This window comes from uncultured Friedmanniella sp., from assembly GCF_964244285.1.
In the GTDB taxonomy this organism is placed as follows: Bacteria; Actinomycetota; Actinomycetes; order Propionibacteriales; family Propionibacteriaceae; genus Microlunatus.
In genome coordinates this window covers 685,551-711,915 of sequence record NZ_CAXTHT010000002.1, presented here as the reverse complement: position 1 = coordinate 711,915, position 26,365 = coordinate 685,551, and the positions used below count along the sequence as shown (strand labels likewise).

The following is a 26,365-nucleotide window of genomic DNA, read 5'->3' as shown; positions in this document are numbered from 1 at the left end:
CTTACGCCTAGAGTTGCGGTGTGTACAACGATCGGACGGCCGATGCAGCGCCGGGAGCGTTCCAGAGCGTCGACCGGGCCGTCAGCGCGCTCGAGCACCTGGCCCGGCACCCCGACTCCGGGGTGTCGTCGGTGGCCGTCGCCATCGGCGTGCATAAGTCGACGGCGTCCCGGCTCCTGATGGCCCTGGCCGCACGCGAGCTGGTCGAACCCGGCTCGGCCCGCGGCCACTACCGGCTCGGCACCGGCATCCTCCGGCTCGCCGCCGCGGCCGGCGGTCGGCTCGACGTCTCCAGCCAGGGTGCGGCGATCTGCGAGGAGCTGGCCCAGGAGCGGGGCGAGACGGTGAACCTGGCCATCCGGCAGGGTGAGGCCGCCGTCAACGTCCTCCAGGCCGAGGGCGGCGGGACCGTCACCGTGGACAGCTGGGTGGGACGTCCGACGCCTTTGCACGCCACCTCGTCGGGCAAGGTGCTGCTGGCCCACGCGCCGGCCGCCGTTCGCGATCGGGTGCTGAGCCAACTGGTCCGCTACACCGACGCGACCCTCACCGACCCGACCGCGCTCAGCGCTCAGCTGGAGCGGGTGCGGGCCGACGGCTGGGCCAGTACCGTCGGCGAGCTGGAGGTCGGACTCAACGCGGTCGCCGCTCCGGTGCGCCGGCTGGACGGGACCGTGGTGGCGGCACTGTCGATCTCCGCACCGGCCTACCGGCTCCCGCCCGATGCCGTCGCCGAGGCCGGGCGGGCGGCGATGGCCGCCGCGAACAGGGTCAGCGAGCGGCTGGGTTACCTCGACTGAGCTCACCCGGACTCAGCGCGGGTCGATCTTGGCCAGCAGCCACTCGTGGAAGCCCGCGATGTGGTGCTCGCTCGGCACGAGGACTCCGCCGTCGGCGTACATCCGGGAGGACATCGCCGGCTGGGTGCGCTCGCAGGCGTCGAAGTCCTGGCGGTTGACCCGGTGGAACAGCTCGACCGACTTCGACACGTCGCGGCCCGACGCCACCACCGACGGCAGGAACAGCCAGTCGCACTCAACCACCGTGCGGTCGGGAGCCATCGGGTACATCCGGTGGAAGATGATGTGGTCGGGCACCATGTTGACGAAGACCTGCGGCTTGATGGTCACCGCGTAGTAGCGCCGGTCCTGCTCCGGGTCGATGGTCGGGATGGTGTCGACGCCGGCCGAGCCGTCGACCGTGAAGCCTTGGACCCCGGCGCCGAACTCGGCTCCGTGGTTGACGAAGACCTGCGCGGCCAGCCCGTCGGCGAACTCCGGCAGCACCTCGGTCAGCTCGGGATGGATCGTCGCGCAGTGGTAGCACTCCATGAAGTTCTCGACGATCAGCTTCCAGTTCGCCGCGACGTCGTAGACGATCCGCTTGCCGACCGACAGGCTGGCCAGGTCGTAGTGGTCGAGGTTCTCCACCTCTCCGAGCCGGTCGACGATCTCCTGCTCGACGGTGGCCTCGAAGGACGGTGGCTCATCGGCCAGCGACACCCAGACGTAGCCGAGCCACTCCCGGACGTGGACCCGGCGGAGGCCGTACGCGACCCGGTCGATGTCGGGCATCTTGGTGAGGTTGGGGGCGGCGATCAGCTTGCCGTCGAGGTCATAGGTCCAGGCGTGGTACGGGCACTGGAAGGCCCGCTTCACCGCGCCGGACTCCTCCGTGCAGATCTTCGCGCCGCGATGCCGGCAGACGTTGAAGAAGGCGCGGACCTCGCCGCGTCGACTGCGGGAGATGATCAGCGACTCGGTGCCCACCTGCACGGTCCGGAAGCTGCCGGCGTCAGGGATGTCGCTACCGCGGACCGCGCAGAACCACATGTCCTCGAAGATGGTCGCCTGCTCGAGCGCGAAGATCGCCGGGTCGGTGTAGTAACGCCCCGGCAGGGTGGAGAGCAGCGACTCGGGCAGCTGGGTGCTGATCATGACGGGCTTCTCTCTCATGGCAGGTCTCGGGTCGGGCGACGGTCAGGCGACGGGCTGAGGGCGGCCCTCGACCTCGGTGGGGGTGGACGCGAGAGTCCGCCGAGCGCGGGTGAACAGCTTCGGCTGGTTCATCCCGAGAACCCCGACGACCTCGGAGAGCCCTCCCCCGCCGGGTACGGGGCGGCGGTAGGTGGCCAGCAGGTTGCCGTCCTCGACGCTGCCGGCCTCGATGGTGATGTCCTCCCCGCCGAGGTGACGGCCCGCGAACTGGATCATGACGCCGTACTGCTCGGACCAGAAGTAGGGCGCCCGCAACGGCTTGGTCGCCAGGCCGAGCATGGCCTTGACCATGGTGGCGGGACGTTCCAGCGCGTCGGTCCAGTGCTCCAGCCGGTGCTCGGTCCCGCGGGCGGGGTCGTACCAGGCGGCGCAGTCCCCGACCGCCCAGACGCCGGGGGCGGCAGTCGCGCCGGTCGCGGAGCAGGCCACGCCGCCGCGGACGTCGAGGCCTGAGGAGACCAGCCAGTCGGTCGCGGCGTGGCTGCCGATCCCTACCACCACCACGTCGGCGGGCAGCACGGTGCCGTCGGCCAGCGCGACGCCGGTGACCCGGCCGCGGCCGGTCAGGTCGGCGACCGGCACGCCGCACTCCAGCCGGACGCCGTGCCGCTCGTGCAGGGCCGCCACGGCCAGGCCGAGCTCGACCCCGAGCGGTCCGGCGAGCGGAGCCGGAGCCGCCTCGACGACGGTCACGTCCAGACCGAGCCCGTGCACGGTGGAGGCGACCTCGGCGCCGATGAAGCCCGCACCGACCACCACCACCCGGACGCCGGGCACCAGCTCGGCCCTGAGCGCACGGGCGTCGGCCAGGTTCCGGAGAGTGTGCACGCCGCCCAGCGCGTGGGGAAGGTGCCGGGCACCCGATCCGGTGGCCAGGACCACCGCGTCGGCACTCAGCCGGCGACCGTCGGCCAGGGTGACGGCTCGGGCCGCAGCGTCGAGCTCGGTGGCGGGCACGCCCAGCACCCAGTCCACCTGCAGCTCCTCGACCGGGCTCTCCAGCGCGAGGTCGGCCTCGGTCGCCGTCCCCGCGAGGAAGGCCTTGGACAGCGGCGGCCGGTCGTAGGGGCGTTCCGGCTCGGCGCCGACCAGGGTGATCTGGCCGTCGAAGCCCTCGGCCCGGAGCGCTCGCGCCGTGGCGTGTCCGGCCAGGCTCGCCCCGACGACGAGGACGGACGCGAACGCCGGCATCAGCGGAGGCCGGGCATCAGCGGCGACCGGAGAGGAGGCGGGAACGGCATCAGGCGGTGACTCCGGGAGGGAGGTTCGGGGCCTCGGAGGACGGCGTCAGCCAGATCTCGCCGTCGGTCACGGTGACCGCGTGGGTGCGGACTCCGACCTTGGCCGGCGGGGCGTCCACGGTGCCGGTCCGCAGGTCGAACCGGGAGGCGTGCAGCGGGCACTCGACCTCGCAGCCCTCCAGCCAGCCGTCGGCGAGGGAGGCGTCCTGGTGGGTGCAGGTGTCGTCGATGGCGTAGAGCTCGCCGTCCTCGGTGTGGAACACCGCCACCGGCGGCGAGACCTCGGTGACCCGCAGCGCCTCCCCGGGCGGCAGCTCTGCGAGCTCCCCCACCCGGACCGCCGACCCGTTCTGCGCCATCGGGATCTGTCCTCTGCTTGGTCGCGTCGTTGCAGCGACAGCAACAACCCGACTCGTGATACGCAACAGCCTCGTGACCGGGCGCTTCGCTGTCAAGCGGCTGCCCGCGGTGACACGCAACCTTCACATGCGGACGCGAGGACCGGGACTCCGAGCAGCAGGAACGGCTCGGTACCGACTCCAGCCGGACCTCACGCCGCGGCCGCATGCGGTTCCTCACGTAGTCCAGCCGCGAGGATGCGGCGGTCGATGATCGGCTTCTGATGTCGGTCGACGTGCCGGGGTGGCACCCACTCCGGTAGCCGGTCGGGGTTGAGCCGGCAGGTCCAGCCGCGGGCAGCGAAGTGGTGGTGGTGGTAGGCGCAGAGCAGCGTGAGGTTGTCCAGGTCGGTCAGGCCGCCGTCGATCCAGGCCCTGATGTGGTGCCGTTCGCACCATTCGGGTGGCCGGTCGCACCCAGGGAAGCTGCAACCGCGGTCCCGGGCGACCAACGCCAATGTCTGGTCCCGGGACGCGATCCGCCGCCGCCGACCCAGGGTCAGCACCGCCCCCGCGTCGTCGAGCACGGCAGGGACGACCTCCGCCTGCCCAGCCAGGCCCAACACGGCCGCGGTGGACAGCCGGCCGCCGCCGGTCGTGGTCCCGCCGCCGGTCCGGCTCCGCAGGCTCTCCTCATCGATGGTCACGATCACCGTCGCCGGCACCCCGCCCCACTCCGTCGCCGATCCGGCCCGGAGGAGCCGGTCGCAGATCTCTTCCAACGCGTCATGCATCCGCTGCGGATACGGTCGCGGGTCCGGCTCCTCCACCCTCCGGCCACCAGCCGTGGTCACCAACGAGACCCGCGGCCTCGCCAGCGGACCCAGCACCGCGGCCAGCTTGGCTCCCGCTGTGCCGGTGAGCCGGAACTCACCTCGCCACGACCCGTCCCGCTGCGCCCGCAGCTCGAAGAACCGCCGGTCCGCCTGCAGCTCCTCGTCCGGACGCGAACCATCGGGATCCAGCGTGTCGACGAAGCGGTCCACGCACACCTGCAGGTCCTTCGGCCCGAACGTCGCCGCATAACCGGTCAGCAGCTCCTCACCAGCGGCGATCGCCACTGGGTCGAACCCGCGGACGTCCACCTTCGCCAGCCCGCGCAGCACCACCTCCACCTGCTCAGGGCCAACCTGCCCCGACCGCTGGGCGGCCGCCAACGCCGGTCGCGCCGGGGCCTGCGGCTCACCCAGCATCGACACCCCACCACCCAGCTGCTCGGCCGCGCGCGCCCGCCGCGCCGCCTCGCCCGCAGGGATCCGCAGCGTCTGCGCCATCAACCTCGCCACACTCGGCTGGCAGTACCGTCCGGCCAGGTCACGGGACCCCGCGTCGCGCACCACGCGGTGCTCGACCACCGGCATCCGGTTCCGGAACCCCTCGAACTCCTGCCAGAACGCCAGCAGCCCACCGTCGTCCAGGTGGTCCAGACCACCCGACTCGACCTCAGCGGTCAACGCCTCGAGCTCGGTGGCCATCGCCGCCAGGCGCAGTAGCACCGGCACCGAGAGCGGCACCGGTACGACTGAGCCTCCCCCGAGTTCCATGCGTCGATTCTACTCGAACACACGTTCGATAGATAGCTTTGGCCCTCACTGACAACACCCTGTGAGCGGTCGAGGGGTTCAGAGCTCGGCAGCCTTGCTCATCCAGCCGGCCCACTGGCCGACCTCATAGGCGACGTCACGGGGGGTGCGACCTGCGGTGCCCACCTGGAGGTCGTCGACACCAGCGTGGTCCAGCACGGCGGCGAGCTCCTCCGTGCGGTGCAGGTGCCAGGCCAGCCCCTCCGGGTCGTCGGCGTGACGACGCCGCAGTCGCTGCCTGGCGGTACCGGCGTCGACCAGGAGCCGGCAGACGAGCAGCGACCGGACGCCGAGGGCGGCGGCGTACCGCGGGACCTCGCCCGGGCTCTCGAGGACACCGGCGACGACCAGCCAGCGCGCTCCAGCGGTTCGGTAGGTGGCGGCGATACCGGCCAGGTTGGTCAGCTCGACCTCGTGCTGGAAGGGGTCGTCCGGTGGCGCGGGGAAGACGAGCCGGATCTGGTCGAGGTCGACCAACCCGTGCGGCTCCTGCCGCTCCCTCAGCAGGTCGGACAGCGCGAGCGCCGTCGTCGTCTTGCCCGCCCCGACCGTCCCGTTCAGGAAGACCGCTTCGACCATGCAGTCAGGGTCGCACCCCGCGGCCGGGGTGCGGCGGCTCGCCCGCCGAGCACGGCCCCGCTGCCGTTGGGCAGCACCCCACCGACGGCGTGAGCTACTGCGCGACCGCGAACCCGTACCGGCCGCCCGGCTTCGTGCCCTTGAGGTAGCCGGCCGGGTGGTTGCTCCTCGGCAGGCCGACGATCACGGCTCCGGTGGAGCTGTCCTCCCCGGGCACGCCGATCAGCGGCTTGTCGGCGCCCGATGCGGTCGAACCGCCCAGGGACGCCCCCATCCGGTCGCCGGTCTCCGCCTGCCCCGGCACCCCCGTGGTGTCCTGCGTCCAGCCGGTGCCGTGGCCGATGGTCTGGACCATCCCGGCGTTGCGCGCGCGGCCCACGTCCTCACCGGGGCTGCCGACCAGGAAGGTCTGGGCGCTCACCGCTCCGGTGCTCGACAGGGCCGAGCCGAACGCGTCGCCGGGCTCGGCCGTACCGGCCACACCGGCCGTGTCCTGGTCGACCGACCGGACCGAGCCGACGGGCTCCCCGGTGGTCAAGGAGATCCGCGCGAGCGTCACCGCACCGGTGTCGGCCTTGCCACGCAGGTCTTCTCCGGGCGCACCGACGGCCAGCGTCGGCCGTCCCGAGGCGGAGGCGGTGAGGTGCACCGCTGCGCCGAACCGGTCACCCTTCTCCGGCGTGCCCGGCACGCCGGCGGTGGCCTGGGAGAGCTCCTCGGGCATGAAGTCGTCCGGGCCCGCGTCGACCTTCTCCACCAGCACGGCCCCGGCACCCACGGCGCCCCTGACGGTCTGTCCTGGCGCGCCCGCGGCGACGAGGCCGCCGCCGACGCTCAACGAGGAGCCCAGTCGTCCGCCCACGGTCGAGCCACCCGCCCCGTCCTCGTCGCTGTAGTCGAGAGTGCGGTTGCGGTGAGCTTGGGGGTCCGCGCCGTCGTCGATCACGAAGGACACCACGTGGCCGGCGTCGCGGACGGCGCCGCCGTCACCGTCGTCGACGTCGAAGCCGGGAGCGCCGACGTAGAGCCGGTCGGGCCCGCGCTCGCCGTCCTCGACCCGGTGCTGCTTCGCGGCCAGGGACGCGCCAAAGCGGGCGCCCGCCTGGTCGGGGGCCGCGACCCCGCGGCTCCCGGGTCCGAAGGCCCCGCGGGACACGAACTGCCGCCTCCCGGCGTCCCACGCGTAGACATGCAGGGCCCCACTGCGGGACCGACCCGTGCTGACGCTCTCATCCGGGCTGCCGACGACGAGCTGGCTGCACAGCCCCTCGTCACCCGCCTTGGTGTAGGAGCTCAACGAGGTGACCGCCGAGCCGAAGCCCGGCGCTCCGGTAATGGTCCGGGTCAACGCATGACCCCCGTTGCTCAGCCGGACCTGGACGGAGCCGTGGCGGCCGGAGCCCCCGGGGATGCCGACCACGATGTCGGCGACACCGTCCCGGTCGAAGTCGGAGCTGCTGGTGAGGCACCCAGGTGCGGCCGCGGCCGACTCCGTGTGCCAGAGCAGGCTCCCCACGGCCAGGCTGAGGACCACCGAGCTCTGGACGACTTTCCGCTTGCTTCCTCGCATGCCGGTTCCCTCTCTCGTGTACGTGACGTGCGTACCCGGAGAGGAGTGGCCTCGTGGCCACCCAGATACGCGTTTCTCAGCGGAAGACGACGGTCCGGCTGCCGTTCAGCATCACGCGGTGCTCGCTGTGCCAGCGGACGGCGCGGGACAGTACCTGGGTCTCCACGTCCCGGCCGACGGCGACGAAGTCCTCGGGGCTCATCTGGTGGTCGACGCGGGCGACGTCCTGCTCGATGATCGGGCCCTCGTCGAGGTCGTCGTTGACGTAGTGGGCGGTGGCGCCGATCAGCTTGACGCCCCGGTCGTGAGCCTGGTGGTAGGGCTTGGCGCCCTTGAAGCTGGGTAGGAAGGAGTGGTGGATGTTGATGGCGCGGCCCGTCAGGGCCCGGCAGGTCGGCCCGCTCAGCACCTGCATGTAGCGGGCCAGCACCACCAGCTCGATGTCGTAGGCGTCGACCAGCCGCAAGAGCTCGGCCTCGGCCTCGGGCTTGGTGTCGGGGGTGACCGGCAGGTGCACGTACTCGATGCCGTTCGAGGTGACGAGCTCGGCGAAGTCCGGGTGGTTCGACACCACGACGGGGATGTCGATGTTGAGCGAGCCGATCCGGTCCCGGTAGAGCAGGTCGTTGAGACAGTGCCCGAACTTGCTGACCAGGATCAGCGTGCGCGTCGGGGTGGCCACGTCGGAAAGGGTGAACTCCATCCGGTTGGGGCCGGCGACCGTCGCGAACGCGGCCCGCAGCTCCTCCAGCGGCGGCACCGCGCCGACGAAGTCGAACTGGACCCGCATGAAGAAGCGGCCGGTCCCCCGGTCCTCGTACTGCTGGCTGGCCAGGATGTTGCCGCCGTACTGGACCAGGAAGCCGGCCACGGCGTGCACCAGACCGGGACCGTCCTGGCACGAGAGCGTGAGCACGTACTGCTGGCCGGGCGCGGGGCGGGGCGACATCGAGGCTCCAAGGGCGGACGGGGTGAGGACCGGGCGAGCGACGTCGCACCCTCTCGGACGCGACGACAGCGCAGCGTACAAGCCCCGGAGCCGCGCACTACACTCGCGGCGTGGCCGCCCCCGCTGACTCCGGTCCGGCCGCGGTGCAGTCGGTCGACCGGGCCCTCACCATTCTCGAGCTGCTGGCCGCCGACGGCCACCTCGGCGTCACCGAGATCGCGGCGCTGCTGGATGTGCACAAGTCGACGGCGTCCCGGCTGCTGACCACGCTAGAGGCGCACGGGCTCGCCGAGCAGCTGCCGGACCGTGGCCGGTACCGCCTGGGCGTCGGCGTGCTCCGGCTGGCCGGCGCGACCCGCTCCCGGATGGACCTGGTGCAGGAGAGCCGCCAGGTCACGTCCGCGCTGGCCGCGACGGTCGGCGAGACCGTCAACGTGGTGATCCTGTCCGGCCGCGAGACGCTCTACCTCGACCAGGTCTCGGGCCCCTCGGCCCTGCAGATCCACAACTGGGTGGGCAAACGCAACCCGATCCACGCGACCGCGAACGGACGGGTGCTGCTGGCCCACATGTCGGAGGCCGAGAGCGACGCGACCCTGGCCGCCCTGACCGACGGGGGCGGCGAGCTGACCCGGCTGACCGAGCGCACCCTGGTCACCCAGCAGGCGGTCCGGGCCGACCTGGCCCAGATCCGGGAACGCGGCTACGCGGTGGTCCGCGACGAGCTCGAGATCGGCCTGACCGCGGTCGCCGCGCCGGTCCGGGGCGCCGCGGGCGAGGTGGTCGCATCCCTCTCGGTGTCCGGTCCCACGTTCCGGATCGAGGACCGGCTGGACTCGATCGCCCAGCAGGTCGGCGCGGCCGCCAGGGCGGTGTCGGGACGGCTGGGCTGGTCCGGCTGACGCCTGCTGGAGCAGCCTCCGCGCCCCGGAAGGTCGCCGTCGGTTACGGCGTGTGTCCGCGGCGTAACAGGTGCCGTCGAGGCTCCCGGGAGCCTTGACACCCTCAACCGGGTCGGCCCATGCTGTTGCTCAGAAAGCGGGGCGATGCGCAATACGCAACAGCACGCGTCCTGATGGCGACGAACTCAGGGACCCCGACCACGTGAACAGCAGCCCGGCATGACGAGCACACCCCCACGCGGGCTGTACTACGCCGGCGACTGGCACGAGACCGCAGCGGCTCGGCAGATCGTCTGTCCCGCGGACGGGTCGCCGGTGGCTGCGGTGGCCGAGTGCACCGCCGAGGACGCCGCGTCGGCCGTCACCGCGGCGCGGCACGCCTTTGACGAAGGGACCTGGTCGACGACGCCCGAGCGTGGACGCGGCGAGCTGCTGCTGAGGGTGGCCGACCTGCTGGAGCGCGACACCGCCCTGTACGCCAAGGCCGAGTCCCTCGACACGGGCAAGCGGCTGGTGGAGTCCCGCTACGACCTGGCCGACATCGTCGGCTGCTTCCGTTACTACGGCGGCATCGCCGGGACCGACGCCGGTCGGGTGGTCGACACCGGCCGGACGGACGCGATCAGCCGCATCGTCCACGCCCCGGTCGGCGTCTGCGCGCTGATCACCCCGTGGAACTACCCGCTGCTCCAGGTGGCCTGGAAGGTCGCGCCCGCGCTGCTCGCCGGCAACACCTTCGTCCTGAAGCCCTCGGAGCTGACGCCCGGCACCGCGGTCCTGCTGATGGACACCCTCGCCGAGGCCGGCCTGCCCGCCGGCGTGGGCAACCTGGTCACCGGGACCGGACCCGAGGTGGGCGTGGTCCTGACCACCGACCCCCGCGTCGACCTGGTCAGCTTCACCGGCGGGCTGGAGACCGGGAAGTCGATCATGGCCGCCGCAGCTCCGACGGTGAAGCGGGTGGCGCTGGAGCTGGGGGGCATCAACCCCAACGTGGTCTTCGCCGACGCCGACCGCGAGGCCGCCGTGGACATGGCCCTGACGGCGGTCTTCCTGCACTCCGGCCAGGTCTGCTCGGCCGGCGCGCGGCTACTGGTGCAGGACAGCATCGCCGAGGCCTTCGTCGACGAGCTGGTGGCCCGCGCACAGCAGATCCGGATGGGTGGACCCTTCGACGAGGCCGCCGAGACGGGCCCGCTGATCTCGGCGGCGCACCGCGACAAGGTGCACGCCTACGTCGAGGCCGCGGTCGCGGAGGGGGCGGTGCTGCGCTGCGGCGGCGAGATCCCGACCGACCCGGCGTTGGCCGAGGGCTACTTCTACCCACCGACCGTGCTCGACGGCTGCCAGGCGGCGATGGGCTGCGTGCAGCAGGAGTCTTTCGGGCCCGTGCTGACCGTCGAGACGTTCGCCGACGAGGCCGAAGCGGTCCGGCTGGCCAACGGCACCCCGTTCGGGCTGGCCGGGGCGGTCTGGACCGCCGACGCCGGCCGGGCCCAACGGGTCGCCGGCGCTTTGCGGCTGGGCACGGTCTGGATCAACGACTACCACCCGTACGTGCCCCAGGCCGAGTGGGGCGGCTTCGGCCAGTCCGGTAACGGTCGCGAGCTCGGCCCCGGCGGGCTGGCGGAGTACCGCGAGACCAAGCACATCTGGCACAACATCGCCCCTGCTCCCCAACGCTGGTTCTCCTCCTGACCCGCTCCACCCCGACCTGAACCGTCCGGCCCGACCACCCACACCACCCAGGGAGCCCGACATGGCCACCACCGCACCACTTCGGGGCGCCGCGGCGCCGGCGACCAGCGGCTCGGCGTCGACTGAGCAGCCGGACTTCTCGGTCCGTCACCTCTGGAAGATCTTCGGCGCCCGGGCCGCCTCCATCCCGGGTGACGAGTCGATGCGGAACCTCAGCGGGCCGGAGATCCTCGAGAAGACGGGCTGCGTGACCGCCGTCCGGGACATGAGCTTCGACGTGGCCCGCGGCGAGGTGTTCGTGGTGATGGGTCTGTCCGGCTCGGGCAAGTCGACGCTGGTCCGCTGCCTCACCCGGCTGATCGAGCCCACCGCCGGCGAGGTGAGACTCGAGGGACAGGACATCACGACCCTCTCGGACGGAGCCCTGCGCGACCTGCGGCGCCGCAAGATCAGCATGGTCTTCCAGCACTTCGGGCTGCTGCCGCACCGGTCGGTGCTCGGCAACGTCTCCTACGGGCTCGAGGTCCGCGGGATGGGCAAGGCCGAGCGGCTGGCCCGGGCGCAGGAGGTGATCGAGCTCGTCGGGCTGCACGGCTACGACCGGCGCTACCCCGACCAGCTCTCCGGCGGTATGCAGCAGCGGGTCGGCCTGGCCCGGGCCCTGGCGGGTGATCCCGATGTGCTGCTCTTCGACGAGCCGTTCTCGGCCCTGGACCCGCTGATCCGCCGCGACATGCAGGCTGAGGTGATCCGCCTGCACAAGGACATGGGGAAGACGATGATCTTCATCACCCACGACCTGTCCGAGGCCCTGAAGCTCGGCGACCGGATCTTGATCATGAGGCACGGCGAGCTGGTGCAGATCGGCACTGGCGACGAGCTGGTCGGCGCCCCGGCCGACGACTACGTGGCGGACTTCGTCTCCGAGGTGCCGCGAGCCGACGTGCTCACGCTGCGCTGGGTCGCCCGACCGGCGACGCCGGGGCAGGGCGACGACCTCGGGCCCACCCTGCCGTCGACCATGATCATCCGCGACGCGGTGCCGACCATCCTCTCCAGTCCCTCGCCGGTCCGGGTGCTGGACGGTGACACCCCGCTGGGCGTGGTCGACCGCGACGACGTGCTCAAGCTGATCAACGTCTCGCGGGACAGCGTCGCGCTGGCGGACGCAGGCACTCCGCGATGACCACCGTCGTCAAGCCGCCCAGCGCGGCGGTGGCGGAAGTCCCGGGGGAGGTCGCCGCTCCACCGCGACGCCGGAGCCCCCTGGCCCGGCTCAGCACAGGCACTTGGGTGGTGATCGCCACCGTGGTTCTCTGGCTCGTGCTGCGCGTCGCCCTCGGCGGCCAGTGGACCCTGGCGATCGGCCGATCCGAGCTCACCTCGGTGCACGAGAACCTGAACGCCCTGAACGACTGGGTGGGGGCCAACCGCAACACCTCGCCCGTGTTCCTCTACTTCTTCAACTACATCCAGCTGGGCGTCGAGGGTCTGGGCAGCTTCTTCACCCATCTTTTCGCCCACACGGACGTGGGCAAGGAGATCCCGCAGCTCGGCTGGCTGGGGACCACGGTGCTGATGACCTTCGCGGCCTGGGCCCTGGGCAACGTCCGGGTGGCGGTGCTGACCCTGGTCGGCCTGCTGGTCATCGTCAGCCAGGGCCTGTGGTCGGAGTCGATGGACACCCTGGCCCTGGTGCTGGCCGCGGTGCTGCTGGCCCTGGTCATCGGCCTCCCGCTGGGCATCTGGGCCGGGACCAACGAGCGGGCGCACAAGGTCATCACGCCCGTGCTGGACTTCATGCAGATCCTGCCCTCGTTCGCCTACCTGGCGCCGCTGGTGCTGCTGTTCATGATCGGCCCGGCCCCGGCCATCGTCGCCACGTGGATCTTCGCCATCCCGCCGGTGATCCGGCTGACCGCGCACGGCATCCGCCAGGTGCCCGCCGCGACCCGCGAGGCCGTGGACTCCCTCGGCGTCAGCGGTCTCCAGCGGCTGCGACACGTGCTGATGCCGATGGCGAAGCGGACCGTCGTGATCGGCATCAACCAGACCACCATGGCCGCGCTGTCCATGGTGACCATCGCGGCCCTGATCGGCGCCCCCGGTCTGGGGCTCGTGGTCACCCAGGCCCTGCAGTCCCTCGACGTGGGCACGGCCCTCAACGGCGGTGTGGCCATCGTCATCCTCGCCATCGTCTTCGACCGCGTCACCACCGCGGCCAGCATGCGCTCCGAGCTCGCCGTCCGCGCCGGCAAGGTCTCGGTCCGCGCCCGTCGGATCGCCGTGGGCGCCGGGGCCGTCGTGGCTCTGGTGTCGATCTACCTGTCGCGCACCATGCTCTGGGCCGCCCTGCCGCCCACGCTGCCCGACCTCGGCGGGGCGTTGAGCACCGCCGGCAACGCGGTCTCCGGCTGGGCCCAGACCAACCTGTCCTTCCTCACCCAGACGCTGCGCGACCTGGTCACCTACGGGGTGCTGAACCCGCTCGAGTCGCTGCTGACCGGCTCGCCGTGGTTCGTCGTCGGTGCGGTGCTGGTGGTGCTCGGCTTCGTGGCCGGCCACTGGCGGACCGCCCTGCTGGCGGCGGTCGCCGTCGCCCTGATGGTGTGGCTGGGGGTCTGGAACGACGCCATGTTCACCCTGGCCGCCACGCTGCTGGCGACGGTGATCGTGATGATCCTGGGCCTGGTCCTCGGCGTCTGGATGGGACGTTCCTCGACCGCGGACAACATCATCCGGCCCGTCCTCGACGCAGCCCAGACCATGCCGGCGTTCGTCTACCTGGTGCCGTTTCTGGCCCTGTTCGGCGCGACCCGGTTCACCGCCATCGTGGCCGCCGTGGTCTACGCCGCCCCGGCCGCGATCAAGATCATCGCCGACGGCATCTCCCAGGTCTCGGCCACCACCGTCGAGGCGGCCGAGTCCTCAGGGTCGACCACCTGGCAGATGATCACCAAGGTGCAGATCCCGATGTCGGCCAAGGCGATCGGCCTGGCGGCCAACCAGGGCCTGATCTACGCCCTCTCCATGGTGGTCATCGGCGCCATGGTCGGCGCCGGGGCGCTCGGCTACGACGTGATCGCCGGGCTGAACCAGCTCGACCTCTTCGGCAAGGGCCTGGCCGCCGGTCTCACCCTCGTGGTGATGGGCATCCTGCTCGACCGGCTCACCCAGGCCGCCACCGACCGCTCCGGCCGCACCTCCCCGCTCGCCCACTGAACCCCCGGCAACACCGACTGTTCCGCACGCACGAGACCCGAACCCAGGAGAACCCATGCTCGTCACCACCCCACGCCTCGCCCGCCGCCTCGGCGTCGGCCTCGCCAGCACCGCCCTGGTGCTGACCGCAGCCTGTGGCGGAGCCACCGTCAACGGCGCGGCGCCCGCCGCCTCGGGAGCCGCGTCCTCGGGAGCCGCCTGCGGCACCGTCAACATGGCCATGAACGACTGGGTCGGCTACACCGCCGACGCGGCCGTGGTCACCTACGTCGCGGAGAACAAGCTGGGCTGCAAGGTGGACCAGAAGGCGCTCAAGGAGGAGATCGCCTGGCAGGGCTTCGCCTCCGGCCAGGTCGATGTGATCATGGAGAACTGGGGCCACGCGGACCTGACGGCGAAGTACATCACCCAGCAGAAGGTCGCCGTCGACGGCGGACCGACCGGGAACAAGGGGCAGATCGGCTGGTACGTGCCGCCGTGGCTGGCCACCGAGCACCCCGACATCCTGGACTGGAACAACCTCAACAAGTACGCGGACCAGTTCAAGACGTCGGAGTCGGGCAGCCAGGGGCAGTTGCTGGACGGCGACCCGTCCTTCGTCACCAATGACGAGGCTCTGGTCAAGAACCTGAACCTCAACTACAAGGTGGTCTACGCGGGCTCCGAGGCCGCACTGATCCAGTCCTTCCGCGACGCCGAGCAGAACAAGAAGTGGGTCATCGGCTACTTCTACTCCCCGCAGTGGTTCCTCTCCGAGGTGCCGCTGAAGAAGGTCTCGCTGCCGAAGTACACCGACGGGTGCGACACCGACGCCCAGAAGGTGGCGTGTGACTACCCGGACTACACGCTGAACAAGATCGAGTCCGCGAAGTTCGCCAGCTCCGGCTCCCCCGCCGCGAACCTGATCAAGAACTTCACCTGGACCAACGACGACCAGAACGTGGTCGCGAAGTACATCACCGCCGACAAGATGAAGCCGGAGGACGCGGCCAAGAAGTGGGTCGACGCCAACCCGGACAAGGTCGACGCCTGGCTCAAGTAGCCACGAGCTTGAGCTGGCCGGGAGAGGTAGACTGTTGCGTAGGAAGCGATAGGTTGCATTCTACGCAACACGAGGAGGTAGAGTGGTGGGACCAAAGGTCGTCCTGGTAGGCGCCGGCATCGTCGGCGCTTCCCTGGCCGACGAGCTGACGGCCCGCGGCTGGACCGACGTCACCGTGCTGGACGCCGGCCCGCTGCCCGCAGCGGGCGGGTCGACCTCGCACGCGCCGGGGGTGGTCTTCCAGACCAACGCCAGTAAGGTGATGACCGACTTCGCCCGCTACTCGGTGGAGAAGTTCTCGGCCCTGTCCTGGCAGGGCCAGGCCTGCTACCTGCCCGTCGGCGGCCTCGAGATCGCCACCACGCCCGAGCGGGCGCGCGAGCTGCAGCGGCGCTACGGCTTCGCCCAGTCCTGGGGTGTGGCCGGGGCCCAGCTGCTCGACGCCGACGAGACGATCCGCCGGTTCGACCTGCTGGCTCCGGGCACCGTCCTGGGCGGGCTCTACGTGCCTGAGGACGGCATCGCCAAGGCGGTCCGCGCGGTGTCGGCCCAGCTGGACCGGGCGGTCGAGCGAGGAGCGACGGTCCGGGCCCGGACCGAGGTGCTCGACGTGCTGACCAGCGGCGACCGGGTCACCGGCGTCCGCACCAGCACGGGGGACCTCCGCGCCGACGTCGTGGTCTGCTGCGCCGGCCTGTGGGGTCAGCGGGTGGCCTCGATGGTGGGCCAACGGCTGGCGCTCACCCCGCTGGCCCATCAGTTCGCCTGGACCGGTCCCGTTCCGCCCCTGGCCGGCCGGCAGACCGAGGCGGTGCGCCCGGTGCTGCGCCACCAGGACGCCGACCTGTACTACCGCGAGAACGGGACCACCGTCGGCATCGGTTCCTACCGGCACCGCCCGATGCCCGTCCGGCTGGAAGACCTGGCCGCCTGGTCCGACGTCGCGGACATGGACAGCCTGCACGGGCAACCGTCCGTGATGCCGTTCACGCCGGAGGACTTCGCCTTTCCGCTCGAGGAGACCCGCCGGATCCTGCCCTCGCTCTTCGACGAGCGCGGCGAACTGGAGCTGGCGAACCCGTTCAACGGGGTCTTCTCCTTCACCACCGACAACCTGCCGCTGCTGGGCCCGCACGCCACCCTCGACGGCTTCTGGACGGCCGAAGCGGTCTGGGTGACCCACTCCGCCGGCGTGGCGAAGGCCATGGCCGAGTGGCTGGTCGACGGTCAGCCGAGCCAGGATCTCCACGGCTGCGACGTGAACCGCTTCGAGGTGGCCCAGCTCTCCCCCGCCTGGGTCGAGGCGACGAACTGCCAGAACTTCGTCGAGGTCTACGACATCATCCATCCGTTGCAGCCGCCGGCGCACTCGCGCCCGCTGCGCACTTCTCCTTTCTACGACAGGGAGGCCGAGCTCGGGGCGGTCTTCCTGCCCGCGAGCGGCTGGGAGCGCCCACAGTGGTACGAAGCCAACGCACGCCTGCTCGACTCCCCGCGCAACACCGGCTGGCACATTCCGCGTCCCGACGCGTGGGCCGGCCACCTGTGGTCGCCGGTGGTGGCGGCGGAGGCCGCGGTCACCCGGACGGACGTGGCCCTCTACGACATGACGGCGCTCAAGCGGCTCGAGGTCACCGGCCCCGGCGCGGTCGCGTTCCTGCAGTCGATGGTCACCGGCAAGATGGACAAGTCGGTCGGGGCCGTCACCTACTGCCTGATGCTCGACGAGAGCGGGTCGGTGCGCTCCGACGTCACGGTCGCGCGGCTGGGCCGGGACCGGTTCCAGGTCGGGGCCAACGGTCCCCTCGACCTCGACTGGCTGCAGCGCCACCTGCGTGCCTCCACCTACGCCGGTTCGGTGCAGGTCCGCGACCTCACCCCGGGCACGTGCTGCCTCGGCATCTGGGGACCGAACGCCCGCGACGTCGTCCAGGGACTGACCGACGCGGACTTCTCGCACGGCGGCTTCAAGTACTTCCGCGCGCAGGAGTGCTACCTCGGCACCGTGCCCGTGACCGCGATGCGGCTCTCCTACGTCGGCGAGCTGGGCTACGAGCTGTACACGACCGCCGACCACGGCCTCGTCCTGTGGGACCTGCTGATGGCGGCGGGCGCCGACCACGGCATCATCGCCGCCGGCCGCGGGGCGTTCAACGCGCTCCGGATCGAGAAGGGCTACCGCTCCTACGGCACCGACATGACGCCCGAGCACGGCCCGGACGAGGCCGGGCTGGCCTTCGCGGTCAAGCCCGACCTGGAGTTCCTCGGCCACGCCGGCCTGGTCCGGCGTCCGGCGGCCGACCGGAGGCTCTGCCTGCTCAGCTTCGAGGGTCCGGACGACCTGGTCCTCGGCTCCGAGCCGGTCTACCCGGCCGGCGAGGCGGGGGCGGTCGGGTACGTCACCTCAGCGGCGTACTCCTACACCCTCGGTCTGCCGCTGGCCTACGCCTGGCTGCCGACGGGCCTGGCCGAGCCGGGCGCCGAGGTCGAGGTGGGCTGGTTCGGGGCCCGCTACCGGGCCGTCGTCACCGCCGAACCGGCCTTCGACCCCGAGATGAAGCGCATCCGGTGCTAGTGGCGGCAGGAACTGTCAGTGGGTCGCGCCAGGATGAGCAGATGAGGAGCAGAGCGTGAGTGCCGTCGAGAACGAGCTGCCGCCGAGCCGCGCCCGGCAGCAGACCCCGCCCGGGGCCGACCTCCCGGAGCACCCGGAGTTCCTGTGGCGCACCCCCGAGCCGAAGCGGCACTACGAGCTGGTCATCATCGGTGGCGGCGGCCACGGGCTGGCCACGGCGCACTACCTGGCCCGGCGCGGGATCACGGACGTCGCGGTGCTGGAACGCGGGTGGCTGGCCGGCGGGAACATGGCCCGGAACACCACGATCATCCGCTCCAACTACCTCTGGGACGCCTCCGCCGGTATCTACGAGCACTCTCTCAAGCTCTGGGAGACCCTGGCCGACGACCTCGACTACCCGATCCTCTTCTCCCAACGGGGCGTGCTGAACCTCGACCACTCGCTGACCGACGTCCGCGACTCCCGCCGCCGGGTCGAGGCCAACCGCCTGAACGGTCTCGACGCGGAGTGGGTGGACGCGACCGGCGCCAAGGAGCTCTGCCCCGTCCTCAACATTGACGGCTCGATCCGATATCCCGTCCTCGGCGGCACCTACCAACCGCGGGCCGGCATCGCCAAGCACGACTACGTCGCCTGGGGGTTCGCCCGCTCGGCCAGCGCCGCCGGCATCGACCTGATCCAGAACTGCGAGGTGACCGGTATCGACGTCGAGCACGGCACCGTGCAGGGCGTCCAGACCTCGCTCGGACCCATCTCGGCCGACCGGGTGGCGATGATCGGCGCCGGCCACTCCTCCGTGCTGGCGGGCATGGCCGGCTTCGAGCTACCCGTCCAGTCCCACCCGCTGCAGGCCCTGGTCTCGGAGCTGCTCGAGCCGGTGCATCCCACCGTGGTGATGTCGAACGCCGTCCACGTCTACGTCTCCCAGGCCCACAAGGGCGAGCTGGTCATGGGCGCGGGCGTCGACTCCTACATCGGCTACGGCCAACGGGGCTCGTTCCACGTGATCGAGCGGCAGATGTCCGCAGCCGTCGAGCTGTTCCCGATCTTCTCCCGCGCGTCGGTGCTGCGGACCTGGGGCGGCACGGTTGACACCACCCCGGACGCCTCACCCATCCTCGGTCTCACCCCGGTGGACAACCTGTTCGTCAACTGCGGCTGGGGCACCGGCGGCTTCAAGGCCACGCCGGGCGTCGGGCACGTGATGGCCGAGCTGCTGGAGACCGGCAAGGTTCCCGCCCTGGCCGAGGACTTCGGTCTGGACCGCTTCGTCACGGGCCGGCTGGTCGACGAGCACGGTGCCGCCGCCGTCGCCCACTGACGTCTGAGCACGAGGATTCCGAGATGATGCTGATCCCCTGCCCGGAGTGTGGGCCGCGGAACGAGACCGAGTTCACCTATGGCGGTCAGGCCCACGTGGCCTACCCCGAGGGTGGCGGCCACGACCTGACCGAGGAGCAGTGGGCGCGGTTCCTCTTCTACCGGACCAACCCGAAGGGCCCGATGGCCGAACGCTGGCTGCACGCGGCCGGCTGCCGCCGCTGGTTCAACGCCGTTCGCGACACGGTGACGTATGAGTTCCTCGCCGTGTACCGGCCGGGTGAGCCCCGGCCGGAGCCGAGCGAGGTGTCGGCATGACGTCCTCCCGACTGCTCGTCGGCGGCCGCGTGGTCCGCGACCGGCTGCTCGACGTCACCTTCGAGGGCGTGAGCCTGGACGCCCGGCCCGGGGACACCCTGGCCTCGGCCCTGCTGGCCTCCGACATCCGGGCGGTGGCCCACTCGGTCCTGCTCGGCCGTCCCCGCGGGCTCTACGCGGCCGGCGTCGAGGAGCCGAACGCACTGGTCGAGGTGAAGGGCCCGCACGCCGAGCCGATCACCACCGCCACCACGGTCGAGCTGGCCGACGGCGTCGCCGCTTCCGGGCTCTGGGGCCAGGGTCGGCTGGACGACCAACCCGACGCCAGCACCTACGACGCCCGCCACGCGTTCTGCGAGGTGGCCGTGGTCGGCGCCGGACCGGCCGGCCTCGCCGCAGCGCTGGTCGCCGCCGCCTCGGGCTCGCGGGTACTGCTGCTGGACGACCGCCCCGAGGCCGGCGGCGCCCTGCTGCGGGACGAGGAGGTGGCCTGGGCCGCCGTCCTGGCCGACCGGCTGGCGGGGTCTGCGAACGTGACGCACCTGCAGCGGACCACCGTGGTCGGCTACTACGACGACAACTACCTGGTCGCCGTCCAGCGCTCGGTGCCCGGTGGCGAGGGGGTGGTCCGGGAGCGGGTCTGGCGGATCCGCGCCGGCGAGGTCGTGCTGGCCACCGGCGCCCACGAGCGGCCGCTGGTCCTCGAGGGCAACGACGTGCCCGGCGTGATGCTGGCCGAGTCCGTCCGCTCCTACCTGCTGCGGTACGGGGTGCTGGCCGGCGACCGGGTCGTGCTCTTCACCACCCATGACGACGCCTACCGGGTAGCCATGGACCTGCTGGTGGTCGGCGCGCACGTGGTGATCGTCGACCCGCGGGGCGACGGGACCAGCTTCCCCCTCGAGGGCGACGTGCCGACCGGCACCGTGTCCACGGGATCGGTGCTCAGCGGCTGCGTGGTCACCCGCACCAGGACCGGGGTGAACGGCACCCTGACCGGCGTCACCGTCCGCCGGACCGCCGACGGCCGCGAGACCGAGCTGCCGGCCGACCTGCTCGCGCTCTCCGGCGGCTGGAACCCGGCGGTCCACCTCTACTCCCAGTCGGGCGGCGTGCTGCGCTACGACGACGCCGTCGGCTCCTTCCTGCCCGACCCGACGGCCCCTCGGGCCCGACGGCAGCGAGTGCGGGTGATCGGGGCGGCGCGCGGCCTGCGGACCACCGCCGAGGCCTTCGCCGACGGGCTGGCCACCTCGAGGACGTCGGCGGCCACCCCCCTGCCCGAGGTGCCCGAACCCCCGACCGACGGTCTCAAGGCCGACCCGGACCCGGCCGAACGCCTCTACCTGATCGCCCCGGACGACGCTGAGCCGCGGTCGCTCGACCGGCACTTCGTCGACCTCCAGCGCGACGTGACCGTGGCCGACCTGGCCCGTGCCACCGGCGCCGGACTGGCCTCGGTCGAGCACGTCAAGCGCTACACGACGGCCGGCACCGCACACGACCAGGGCAAGACGTCCGGTCTGCTGGCCACCGCGGTGGTCGCGCAGCTGCTCGGCGTCGAGCCCGGCGAGCTCGGCACCACGACCTACCGGCCCCCGTACACGCCGGTGGCCTTCGCCGCCCTGGCCGGGCGCGAGCGCGGCCGGCTGTACGACCCCGTCCGCACGACCGGCGCGCACAGCTGGCACGTCGCGCGCGGTGCGGCCTTCGAGCCGGTCGGCCAGTGGCTGCGGCCGTGGTTCTACCCGCGGCCGCTGGCCGGCGGCGGCGAGGAGGACCTGCAGGCGGCCGTCGCCCGCGAGACCAGCGCCGCCCGTACCGGCGTCGCGTTCATGGACGGCAGCACCCTGGGCAAGATCGAGGTGGCCGGCCCGGACGCGGGCACCTTCCTGGACCTGCTCTACACGAACCTGATGTCCAGCCTCAAGGTCGGCTCGGTCCGGTACGGCGTGATGTGCGAGCCGACCGGGATGATCCTCGACGACGGCACGGTCTTCCGGCTGTCCGAGGAGCGGTTCCTGGTCACCACGACCACCGGCAACGCCGCCAAGATCCTGGACTGGATGGAGGAGTGGCTGCAGACCGAGTGGCCGCAGCTGCGGGTCTGGTGCACCTCGGTGACCGAGCAGTGGGCCACCATGGCGGTCGTCGGGCCGCGCTCCCGCGAGCTGGTCGGTGCCCTCGCCCCCGGCCTCGACGTGAGCCAGCCGGCGTTCCCCTTCATGACCTGGCGGGACACCGAGGCCGCCGGCCTGCCGGCCCGGGTCGCGCGGATCTCCTTCTCGGGCGAGCTCGCCTACGAGGTGAACGTGGCCTGGTCCGACGCCGCCGCGCTTTGGGACGCCGTCTGGGCGGTCGGCGAGCCGCTGGGCCTGACCCCGTACGGCACCGAGGCAATGCACGTGCTGCGTGCCGAGAAGGGCTACCCGATCATCGGCCAGGACACCGACGGCACGGTGACGCCGCAGGACCTCGGGATGGGCTGGGCGATCTCGAAGAAGAAGGCGGACTACCTCGGGAAGCGGTCGCACGCCCGCCCGGACAACCTGCGCGACGACCGCAAGCACCTGGTGGGCCTGCTGCCGGTCGACCCGGATCTCGTGCTGCCCGAGGGCAGCCAGCTGGTGCCCTCGGAGGCCCTCGTCGACGGTGACCTCCCGCTGCCGCCGGTGCCGATGATCGGGCACGTCACCTCGTCCTACCCCTCGGTCGCGCTGGGCCGGCCCTTCGCGCTGGCCCTGTGCCGCGGTGGCCGGGACCGGGTCGGCGAGCAGGTCCAGGTGGTGGTCGACGGTGTCCCGCAACCCGTCGTCGTCACCTCGCCGGTGCTGCTGGACCCCGAGGGCGCCCGGCGCGACGGCGCCCCGGACATGGAGCCGCTCGTCTGGCCCGCGGTCGTCCCTGCCGACCCGAGCGGGCGCACAGCGCTGATCGGCTACGCCGACGCGTTCGCCGGACTCAGCCGACGACCGGCGACGCTGTTCGTGACCGAGCTCGCGCCCCGGACGGTCCTGAACCTGCGGGTCCGCCGGGGCACCGACGGCGAGCGGGCGGCGGTCGGCTGGCTCGGGGCGACGCTTCCCGCGCGGACGGGCCTGGTCACCCGAGGCGGCGAGCGGACCGTGCTGGCCCTGGGCCCGGACGAGTTCCTGCTGCTCGGCGGTACCGCGGCAGGGGCCGGCCAGCTGCGGAGCGCGCTGGGCAGCGACGGCGCGGTGACCGACGTCTCGGCCACCCGGACCACGGTGGCTCTCAGTGGCCGTCACGCCCGGGACGTGCTGAGTCACGGCATGGCGGTCGACCTCGACGCGCTCGTGCCGGGCACCTGCGTCCAAACCCTGCTCGCGCAGTGTGCCGTGGTCGCGTTCGGTGACGGCGAGCCGGCGAGCACCGGCGACCGGGTGGAGGTACTCGTCCGCTCCTCCTTCGCCGACCACCTGGCCGACTGGCTGCTGCTCACCGCCGCGGAGTACGCGACGGAGGGCTGAGCGTTTCGCCGGTTCAGGCGCGGTGAGCCGCGGGGGTCAGGCCGAGCAGGTCCAGGGCGCGCCGGGCCTCCTCGCGCGGCCGACCACCGAGAGGAACCACCACCCCCCGCTCGTCGGGCTGCAGCCGCTCGAGCGTGGCCAGCTGTGAGTCCAGCAGCGCAGCCGGCATGAAGTGGTTCAGCCGCGCGTTCAGCCGAGCCGCGATCACGTCGCGGCTACCGTCGAGGTGGACGAACACCACGCCCGGCCCGCGGAGCCGGTCCCGGTAGGCGCGCTTCAACGACGAGCAGGTGATGATTCCCGGCGTGCCCGAGGCCGTGTGGACCGAGATCCAGGCCGCGACCCGGTCCAGCCAGGGCCACCGGTCGGCGTCGGTCAGCGGCGTACCCTCGTGCATCTTCGCCACGTTGGCCTCGGGGTGCAGGTCGTCGCCCTCCTCCAGGTCCCAGCCGAGCGTCCCGGCGAGCAGCCCGGCCACCGTCGACTTGCCCGTCCCGGTCACGCCCATCACCACCAGCACCACGATCTCCCCGGCAAGCCGGGCCTCGGCCGGCTCGGTGTCGGCAGCGCTCACGGGAGCATCCTCTCGGGCCGGCGCACGGCGTCGACCTCGCGTGCGGAACTGGTCTGAGTATGGTCCTCCGTCATCCACGGCACCCAGGAACGCTCATAGACTCCCGACCATGCCCTCCCCCGACCAACCGGCCGACGACCAGCCGACTCGCTGGCTGGACCCCGCCGAACGGGCCGTGTGGCTCGGCCTCGCCCGACTGACGACCAAACTGCCGAGCGCCCTCGACACCCAGCTGGAGCGCGACGCCGACCTGAACTACTTCGAGTACATCGTGATGGCCGTGCTGTCGGAGCAGGGCGACCGCACGCTGCGGATGAGCCAGCTGGCCGCCCTGACCAACGCCTCGCTGTCCCGGCTGTCGCACGTGGCCAAGCGGCTGGAGTCACGGGGGTTCCTACGACGCGAGCCCGACCGGGAGGACGGCCGCTACACCAAGGCCGTCCTGACCGACGTCGGCGTGGCCAAGGTCGTGGAGTCCGCACCCGGCCACGTCACCGCCGTCCGGGAGCTGGTGATCGACGCCCTCACGCCCACCCAGCTGTCTCAGCTGCACGAGGCGGTCGAGGCCATCGTCGCCCGGGTGGACCCGGGGAACTCGAGCTGGCCGAAGCCGCCGGCGGTCTGAACGCACGACGTTGGGTACCGAGACGGGCGTGCGCCTCTCCGTCGTGATCCCCGCCTACAACGAGGGGGCCTTCCTCGACGCCACCCTCGCCTCCCTGGCGGTCCAGCGGGTGGCCGGCGGGGTCGAGGTGATCGTGGTCGACAACGCCAGCACCGACGACACCGCCGTCGTCGCCGCGCGGTACGGGGCACGGGTGCTGCACGAGCCCCAGCGGGGGGTCTGCGCCGCCCGGCAGCGCGGCACGCTGGCGGCCCGGGGCGAGATCGTCGTCTCCACCGACGCCGACACCCGCTTCCCCCCGGGATGGTTGGCCCGGGTCGAGGCGAGGTTCACCGACGGGGTGGTCGCGGTCGCGGGACCCTGCCGCTACGCCGACCCGCCCTGGTGGGCGCGGATCTTCCCGCCGCTGTACTTCGCGGCCATCGACGCCCGCTACCGGGCGACCGGGCGGATCGGCTACATCACCGCGACGAACGTCGCCTTCCGGCGCGAGGACTTCCCGGGCTACGACACCAGCCTGACCCAGGGCGGCGACGAGGTGGACTTCCTGCGGCGGCTGCGGCGGCGCGGGCACGTGGCCTGGGACGGTGGCAACCCCGTCCTCACCTCCTCGCGCCGGATGGACCAGGGGCTGGCGTACACGGTGCTGGTCTCCTACGGCTACCACTACGCGCTGAACCTGGCGGTCAACCGTGTCACCGGCCGGCGGGTGCTCGGGGCCGCCCCGGCCATCCGTGAGCAGGACGTGCGCGTGACCCGACGGCGGCGGCGACGCTGGCGGGTCGGGCTGCTCACCGCGGTCGGCGCCCTGGTGCTGGTGAGACGTCAGGTGACCGAGCGGCGAGGCACCCGGGCCGTTTCGGCTCGCGCGCTAGGTTGAGCCGGTTCCCATGTCGCACTTCCTGCTGCCGAGCACCCCCATCTACGGTCACCTGACCCCGATGGTGGCCGTCGGCCGAGGTCTGGCCGAGCGTGGCCACCAGGTCACGGTGCTGACCGGCCGCCGCTACGCCGACCTGGTCGCCGAGGCCGGCCTCGGCTTCCTGCCGTTGAGCGCGGAGGCCGACTACGACGACGGCCACCTCGAGGACTGGCTGCCCGACCGGGCGCGGCACCGCGGTCTCGCCGCCGGCCGGTACGACATCCTGAACCTCTTCGTCCGGCCCCTGGCGGCCCAGCACACGGCCCTGCAGGTCGCGGTGGCCAGCCGGCGCTACGACGCGGTGGTCTGCGAGGCCGCCTTCCTGGGCGTGCTGCCGCTGCTGGCCCAGCCACGGCACGAGCGGCTGCCCGTCGTCGGGGTGTCCGCGACGCCGCTGGCCCTGACCAGCGTGGACAGCGCCCCGTTCGGCTCGGGATTGGAGCCCGGCAGCTCCGCGCACTCCCGCCGGCGCAACCGCTTCATCTCCACCGTCCTGCACGGCGGGCCGCTCCGGCCGGTGCAGACGGCGTTGAGGACGGCGCTCGACACCGTCGGAGCGCCTCCGCCCGAGGGGAACTACTTCGACCAGGCCACCCGTTTCGACCTCACGTTCCAGCTGGCCACCCCCGGGATCGAGTACCCCCGCCGGGAGCTGCCGCCGTCCGTCCGCTTCGTCGGACCGTTGCGGCTGCCCGTCCCGGCGGCTCCGCTGCCCGGCTGGTGGGGCGACCTGGACGGCAGCCGACCGGTCGTCCACCTCACCCAGGGCACCATGGCCAACCTCGACCTCAGCCGCCTGATGGTGCCGGCGCTGCGCGGGCTCGCGTCCGAGGACGTGCTCGTCGTCGCGTCGACGGGCGGTCGACCGGTCGCCCAGCTGGAGGCGCAGCTCGGCGGACCGCTACCCGCCAACGCGCGGGTGGCCACCTTCCTGCCGTACGACCGGCTGCTCCCCCGGACAGCGGCGATGGTCACCAACGGCGGCTTCGGCGGGGTGCAGCAGGCGCTCGCCGCCGGCGTCCCGCTGGTGGTCGCGGGCAGCACCGAGGACAAGCCCGAGGTCGCCGCCCGGGTCTCCTGGTCCGGGGCCGGGCTGAACCTGCGGACGGGCCGACCGACGCCGACCCGGGTGCGCCGGGCGGTGCGGCGGCTGTTGACCGACCCCGGGTACGCCGGAGCGGCCGAGCGGCTGCGGGCCGAGATCGCCGGGCTGAACGACCCCATCGACGCCGTCGCGGACGGCCTGGCCCGGCTGCTCGCGGGCGACCGGGTCGACCTGGCGGTCGAGCAGGACCTCCTGCGTCCATGACGGCAGCGGCAGACGTCGCTGCCGCCGGCGCTCCCTAGACTGACCCG

The 26,365-nt window shown here is 72.2% G+C and carries 21 protein-coding genes; 13 read left to right on the top strand and 8 right to left on the bottom strand.

Translation table 11 applies throughout. From position 1 onward, the window contains the following. Positions 1-20 precede the first annotated feature (20 nt). Positions 21-800: an IclR family transcriptional regulator gene (locus tag ACFE7W_RS07670; protein ID WP_375424152.1), complete on the top strand. Its 780-nt coding sequence runs from the start codon at positions 21-23 to the stop codon at positions 798-800. Between the two features lie 12 nt (positions 801-812). Here the strand turns inward: ACFE7W_RS07670 and ACFE7W_RS07665 are convergent, their stop codons facing one another. The 7 genes from ACFE7W_RS07665 to purU form a co-directional block, all read right to left on the bottom strand. After that, positions 813-1,937: an aromatic ring-hydroxylating dioxygenase subunit alpha gene (locus ACFE7W_RS07665; protein WP_375424151.1), complete on the bottom strand. Its 1,125-nt coding sequence runs from the start codon at positions 1,935-1,937 to the stop codon at positions 813-815. A 42-nt stretch (positions 1,938-1,979) separates the two neighbouring features. Continuing rightward, on the bottom strand, positions 1,980-3,188 hold the full coding sequence (locus ACFE7W_RS07660; RefSeq protein WP_375424150.1) for an NAD(P)/FAD-dependent oxidoreductase: 1,209 nt from the start codon (positions 3,186-3,188) through the stop codon (positions 1,980-1,982). A 49-nt stretch (positions 3,189-3,237) separates the two neighbouring features. Continuing rightward, positions 3,238-3,597, bottom strand: a complete 360-nt coding sequence (locus ACFE7W_RS07655; RefSeq protein WP_375424149.1) for a bifunctional 3-phenylpropionate/cinnamic acid dioxygenase ferredoxin subunit — start codon at positions 3,595-3,597, stop codon at positions 3,238-3,240. Positions 3,598-3,788: 191 nt separating this feature from the next. Next, positions 3,789-5,180, bottom strand: a complete 1,392-nt coding sequence (locus tag ACFE7W_RS07650) for a DUF222 domain-containing protein (RefSeq protein WP_375424148.1) — start codon at positions 5,178-5,180, stop codon at positions 3,789-3,791. A 78-nt stretch (positions 5,181-5,258) separates the two neighbouring features. Then, on the bottom strand, positions 5,259-5,798 hold the full coding sequence (locus ACFE7W_RS07645) for a hypothetical protein (protein ID WP_375424147.1): 540 nt from the start codon (positions 5,796-5,798) through the stop codon (positions 5,259-5,261). A gap of 94 nt (positions 5,799-5,892) precedes the next feature. Then, positions 5,893-7,368: a hypothetical protein gene (locus tag ACFE7W_RS07640; RefSeq protein WP_375424146.1), complete on the bottom strand. Its 1,476-nt coding sequence runs from the start codon at positions 7,366-7,368 to the stop codon at positions 5,893-5,895. 76 nt (positions 7,369-7,444) lie between these two features. Further along, the gene (gene purU / locus ACFE7W_RS07635) at positions 7,445-8,317 is read right to left on the bottom strand and encodes a formyltetrahydrofolate deformylase (RefSeq protein WP_375424145.1); all 873 of its coding nucleotides are present in this window, start codon (positions 8,315-8,317) and stop codon (positions 7,445-7,447) included. Positions 8,318-8,427: 110 nt separating this feature from the next. On the opposite strand from purU, the gene ACFE7W_RS07630 reads away from it, so the two are divergent. The 9 genes from ACFE7W_RS07630 (at position 8,428) to ACFE7W_RS07590 (ending at position 22,888) form a co-directional block, all read left to right on the top strand. After that, on the top strand, positions 8,428-9,219 hold the full coding sequence (locus ACFE7W_RS07630) for an IclR family transcriptional regulator (RefSeq protein ID WP_375424144.1): 792 nt from the start codon (positions 8,428-8,430) through the stop codon (positions 9,217-9,219). Between the two features lie 219 nt (positions 9,220-9,438). Continuing rightward, complete coding sequence (locus ACFE7W_RS07625; protein ID WP_375424143.1) at positions 9,439-10,917, top strand: aldehyde dehydrogenase family protein; 1,479 nt, start codon at positions 9,439-9,441, stop codon at positions 10,915-10,917. A gap of 61 nt (positions 10,918-10,978) precedes the next feature. Then, positions 10,979-12,103, top strand: coding sequence for a glycine betaine/L-proline ABC transporter ATP-binding protein (locus ACFE7W_RS07620; protein ID WP_375424142.1), 1,125 nt, complete (start codon positions 10,979-10,981; stop codon positions 12,101-12,103). Next, positions 12,100-14,139 (top strand): ABC transporter permease, encoded by a 2,040-nt coding sequence (locus tag ACFE7W_RS07615; protein ID WP_375424141.1) that lies wholly within the window; start codon positions 12,100-12,102, stop codon positions 14,137-14,139. Before ACFE7W_RS07620 ends, ACFE7W_RS07615 begins: the two co-directional genes overlap by 4 nt. A gap of 55 nt (positions 14,140-14,194) precedes the next feature. Then, positions 14,195-15,181 (top strand): ABC transporter substrate-binding protein, encoded by a 987-nt coding sequence (locus ACFE7W_RS07610; RefSeq protein WP_375424140.1) that lies wholly within the window; start codon positions 14,195-14,197, stop codon positions 15,179-15,181. 82 nt (positions 15,182-15,263) lie between these two features. Then, the gene (locus ACFE7W_RS07605; protein ID WP_375424139.1) at positions 15,264-17,756 is read left to right on the top strand and encodes an FAD-dependent oxidoreductase; all 2,493 of its coding nucleotides are present in this window, start codon (positions 15,264-15,266) and stop codon (positions 17,754-17,756) included. A gap of 76 nt (positions 17,757-17,832) precedes the next feature. After that, on the top strand, positions 17,833-19,080 hold the full coding sequence (locus tag ACFE7W_RS07600) for a sarcosine oxidase subunit beta family protein (protein WP_375424231.1): 1,248 nt from the start codon (positions 17,833-17,835) through the stop codon (positions 19,078-19,080). 23 nt (positions 19,081-19,103) lie between these two features. Next, a complete protein-coding gene (locus ACFE7W_RS07595; protein ID WP_375424138.1) occupies positions 19,104-19,397 on the top strand; it encodes a sarcosine oxidase subunit delta in 294 nt (97 codons plus the stop codon). Next, on the top strand, positions 19,394-22,888 hold the full coding sequence (locus ACFE7W_RS07590) for a 2Fe-2S iron-sulfur cluster-binding protein (RefSeq protein ID WP_375424137.1): 3,495 nt from the start codon (positions 19,394-19,396) through the stop codon (positions 22,886-22,888). Before ACFE7W_RS07595 ends, ACFE7W_RS07590 begins: the two co-directional genes overlap by 4 nt. Before the next feature lie 13 nt (positions 22,889-22,901). Here the strand turns inward: ACFE7W_RS07590 and ACFE7W_RS07585 are convergent, their stop codons facing one another. Next, positions 22,902-23,462: a gluconokinase gene (locus ACFE7W_RS07585; protein ID WP_375424136.1), complete on the bottom strand. Its 561-nt coding sequence runs from the start codon at positions 23,460-23,462 to the stop codon at positions 22,902-22,904. A gap of 109 nt (positions 23,463-23,571) precedes the next feature. Between ACFE7W_RS07585 and ACFE7W_RS07580 the strand changes: the two genes are divergently transcribed. Genes ACFE7W_RS07580 through ACFE7W_RS07570 form a run of 3 tightly spaced genes read left to right on the top strand, consistent with a single transcriptional unit; the run spans position 23,572 to position 26,318 of the window. Next, the gene (locus ACFE7W_RS07580) at positions 23,572-24,087 is read left to right on the top strand and encodes a MarR family winged helix-turn-helix transcriptional regulator (protein ID WP_375424135.1); all 516 of its coding nucleotides are present in this window, start codon (positions 23,572-23,574) and stop codon (positions 24,085-24,087) included. Between the two features lie 28 nt (positions 24,088-24,115). Next, on the top strand, positions 24,116-24,967 hold the full coding sequence (locus ACFE7W_RS07575) for a glycosyltransferase family 2 protein (protein ID WP_375424134.1): 852 nt from the start codon (positions 24,116-24,118) through the stop codon (positions 24,965-24,967). Between the two features lie 10 nt (positions 24,968-24,977). Then, entirely contained in the window at positions 24,978-26,318 is a 1,341-nt protein-coding gene (locus tag ACFE7W_RS07570; RefSeq protein ID WP_375424133.1) for a glycosyltransferase, read from the top strand. The last annotated feature ends 47 nt before the right edge of the window (positions 26,319-26,365 follow it).

Coding starts and splice junctions, on each gene's coding strand:
- ACFE7W_RS07660 (WP_375424150.1), bottom strand. CDS start 3,188: ATGCCGGCGTTCGCGTCCGTCCTCGTCGTCGGGGCGAGCCTGGCCGGA.
- ACFE7W_RS07580 (WP_375424135.1), top strand. CDS start 23,572: ATGCCCTCCCCCGACCAACCGGCCGACGACCAGCCGACTCGCTGGCTG.
- ACFE7W_RS07650 (WP_375424148.1), bottom strand. CDS start 5,180: ATGGAACTCGGGGGAGGCTCAGTCGTACCGGTGCCGCTCTCGGTGCCG.
- purU (WP_375424145.1), bottom strand. CDS start 8,317: ATGTCGCCCCGCCCCGCGCCCGGCCAGCAGTACGTGCTCACGCTCTCG.
- ACFE7W_RS07615 (WP_375424141.1), top strand. CDS start 12,100: ATGACCACCGTCGTCAAGCCGCCCAGCGCGGCGGTGGCGGAAGTCCCG.
- ACFE7W_RS07645 (WP_375424147.1), bottom strand. CDS start 5,798: ATGGTCGAAGCGGTCTTCCTGAACGGGACGGTCGGGGCGGGCAAGACG.
- ACFE7W_RS07595 (WP_375424138.1), top strand. CDS start 19,104: ATGATGCTGATCCCCTGCCCGGAGTGTGGGCCGCGGAACGAGACCGAG.
- ACFE7W_RS07625 (WP_375424143.1), top strand. CDS start 9,439: ATGACGAGCACACCCCCACGCGGGCTGTACTACGCCGGCGACTGGCAC.
- ACFE7W_RS07620 (WP_375424142.1), top strand. CDS start 10,979: ATGGCCACCACCGCACCACTTCGGGGCGCCGCGGCGCCGGCGACCAGC.
- ACFE7W_RS07665 (WP_375424151.1), bottom strand. CDS start 1,937: ATGATCAGCACCCAGCTGCCCGAGTCGCTGCTCTCCACCCTGCCGGGG.
- ACFE7W_RS07590 (WP_375424137.1), top strand. CDS start 19,394: ATGACGTCCTCCCGACTGCTCGTCGGCGGCCGCGTGGTCCGCGACCGG.
- ACFE7W_RS07570 (WP_375424133.1), top strand. CDS start 24,978: ATGTCGCACTTCCTGCTGCCGAGCACCCCCATCTACGGTCACCTGACC.
- ACFE7W_RS07655 (WP_375424149.1), bottom strand. CDS start 3,597: ATGGCGCAGAACGGGTCGGCGGTCCGGGTGGGGGAGCTCGCAGAGCTG.
- ACFE7W_RS07640 (WP_375424146.1), bottom strand. CDS start 7,368: ATGCGAGGAAGCAAGCGGAAAGTCGTCCAGAGCTCGGTGGTCCTCAGC.
- ACFE7W_RS07610 (WP_375424140.1), top strand. CDS start 14,195: ATGCTCGTCACCACCCCACGCCTCGCCCGCCGCCTCGGCGTCGGCCTC.